This is a genomic window from Gordonia desulfuricans NBRC 100010 (assembly GCF_001485495.1).
In the GTDB taxonomy this organism is placed as follows: domain Bacteria; phylum Actinomycetota; class Actinomycetes; order Mycobacteriales; family Mycobacteriaceae; genus Gordonia; species Gordonia desulfuricans.
The window spans coordinates 1-3,008 of the sequence record NZ_BCNF01000201.1; the positions used below are offsets into that span (position 1 = coordinate 1).

Annotated in this window: 1 protein-coding gene; it reads left to right on the top strand. The window is 72.9% G+C overall.

Annotation, left to right across the window (positions count from 1 at the left end; translation table 11 throughout):
* A partial coding sequence (locus GD1_RS23775) for a DUF6049 family protein (protein ID WP_217997904.1) occupies nucleotides 1-2,791 on the top strand: 2,791 nt, incomplete at its 5' end.
* Between the last annotated feature and the right edge of the window lie 217 nt (nucleotides 2,792-3,008).

Below are 3,008 nucleotides of genomic sequence, written 5' to 3' on the forward strand. Positions count from 1 at the left end.
CGGCGTCCCCGTCGGCCGGCCAACGGCGATGGCTGACCGGCCCGCCCGCGCCGTCCTCCGCCCGATCCCCGCACCGCCCCTGGCCGCCCTGCCCCTTGCCGGACTGCGCCGCCTGGTGGTGCTGTGCGCCGTGGCGATGCTGGCGATGCTCGCGGCCGCACCGGCGGTGGCCGCGCCCACATCCGGGTCGGCCTCGGTGTCGCCGACCGCGTCGGAGGGCTCCCGGTTCGCGCGGATCGTGATCGATTCGCTCACCCCGACGATGGTGACGAGCACGTCCGGACCGACGGTGAGCATCACCGGGCATGTGCTCAACACCAGTTCCCGCACCATCCACGATCTGTCCATCCGGCTCGAGCGCGGTGATGCGGTCGCCGACGCCGACGAGCTGCGGTCGGCGCTGGCCGGTGAGCATCCGCCGGTGGCCGCGGCGAGTGCGTTCCGGCCGATCGGCTCCGACGACGGCCTCACCCCGGGCGCGCAGGTGGCCTTCGACCTGACCGTCCCGTTGTCGGGGGCCACGGGTCTGCAGATCGACCGCACCGGCGTCTACCCGCTGCAGATCAACGTCAACGGGCAGCCCGACTACGGCGGGATGGCGCAGGTCGCCGGCTCCCGCACGCTGCTGCCGGTCCTGTCGTTGCCGCCGAATCGTGCGCGTGCGGCGTCGTACGTCGACCCCAGCGAGTCGGGCACCACCACGATCTCCGGCCTCGGCCCCGACGGTTCGGTCTCCGCCGACACCTCCGACCCGTCACGGCTGACCTTGCTGTGGCCGCTGGCCGCACCCCCGCAGCTCGCCCCCGGCGTACTCGGCGGCAACACCGAGCCGGTTCGGCTGATCAGCGAAGACCTCGCCGCGTCGCTGGGCGACGGCGGCCGGCTGAAGGCGCTGCTGGATCCGTTGCGCGCGGTGACCCAACCGCCCGCAGGCACCGCCGGATCGTCGTCGAGCGCGGCGCCGAGCCCGGAGGCCGGGACCCCCGACGCCGACGGTCCATCGGAGTCGGCACCGCCGGCGGTGGCCTCCGAGATCTCGCGGTCGATGTGTCTGGCCGTCGACCCGGATCTGCTGGTCACCGTGCGCGCGATGTCGCTGGGATATGTGGTGACGTCGAATCCGGCGGATCCCACGTCACCGACGACGCCGGGCACCGGGCAGGCCGCGGCGGCCGCATGGCTCGACGAGCTGCGGTCGGTGTCGTCCCGGATGTGTGTGGTGGCGCTGCCGTTCGCCGCCGCCGACCTCACCTCGCTGCACCAGATCGACGACGTCGGGCTGACCGCCGCGGCCCTCGATTCCCCGGCCGACATCATCGACGCGATCCTGGGTGTGCGCAGTGTGCGGGGACTGACCATCCCGGCCCTCGGGGCGATCGACGCCCAGGGGGCGTCGTTGCTGCACGACGCGGACCATCACGCCGCGCTGACCTCGGCGGGCAATGTGACACCCACCCGCGGCGTGTCCGACACCGGCGGCTACCGCATCGGCGACCTGGGGGTGTCGACCTTCGACCAGCCGGTGACGGCCGCCCTGGCCGCGGTCGGCACCGCCCCCACCACCCCCGCCCTCACCCCGGCCGACCAGCAGGTCGATCTGTCCGAGGAGTCCGCGGTCAGCCGACGGCAGGCGGCGGTCGGCGCATTGGCCTTCGGCGCGATCGACGTGCCCTCGGCCACCGGCTCGTCGGCGGACGGCAGCTCCGGCACCGAATCCGGCGCGGATCCGGTGACCGGCCGTTCGCAGGTGATCCTGCCGTCGCCGTACTGGTCGCCGACCGACGACGACGCCGAGGCGCTGCTGTCGACGGCCACCGTCCTGCTCGGTGCCGATGCCGCCACCCCCCGGCCGTTCGCCGAGGTCGCGACGGCCACCACCGACGCGCGGACGGCCGGACGGTTGACCACGCCCGCCGGCATCGGGTCGGTCGCGAGCCTGTCGGTGCCGCTGACCGAGGCGACCGCCGACACCATCCGCGCCCAGACCGACATGTCGTGGCGACTGCAGAACTCGCTGGTCGCGACGGCGGAGGTGGCCGTCTCACCGGATCGCTACATGGCGCCGCTGCGCGAGGACCTGCTGCGGTCGATCACCACGCCCGCACAGGCCGGTACGGCCACCCGGGATCGGCTGATCGGGTCGCGGGTGGTGGCGACCGACGCGGTGAGTTCGACGTTGAGCCGGGTCCGCTCGGCGGTGACGATCCTGGACCCTGGTGGGCGCTACACGCTGGCATCCGAGCGCAGTCCGCTGCTGCTGGTGGTCCGCAACGATCTCTCCCTGCCGATCCGGGTGCGGATCATCACCGACACGTCGTCGGATCTGGAGGTCGGTGACATGGGCACCATCGAGATCCCGGCGCGCGGCACCCGCCAGATCCAGATGCCGACCCGCGCCGACAGCTCCGAGGCGATCACGGTGACGATCTCGATGACCACGGTGACCGGTGTGCAGCTCGGATCGCCGATCACGTTGTCGGTGCACTCCAACGCGTACGGCAAGCCGCTGTTCATCGTCACCATCATCGCGGCGGTGGTGCTGATCGCGCTGACCGCGCGGCGGCTGTGGCACCGCTTCCGCGGCGAGCCCGATCCGGCCGACGAGGACCGCCCGGAACCCGATGAGCTGGAACGATTGCTCGCGGCGACGACCTACCAGCAGCGACGACGTACGCTGCAGAACGAGGAGTTGTCCGACGAGGAGTTGCTGCCCGGGCTTCCTTCCGAGGATTCGGGTACCCCGTCGCCGGGGCATCCGGAACCGAATCCGGACAGCAGCCCGCGCACGTGACCGACACCGAGAAACCGCACAGCAACGACCAGAGCACCGACCAAGGCAGGGGTATGAGCGACCGAGGACCGCGCGACGACATCCCCCGTCGCGCCGCGCCCCGTCGCGTGCCCCCGCCGCCGCGTGTTCCGCCGAATCCGCGGGATCCGCGGGATCCGCGTGCCGGACGGTCGGGGCAGCCCCCGCGCGAGGGCCAGGCTCCCCGTTCCGGCGGGCC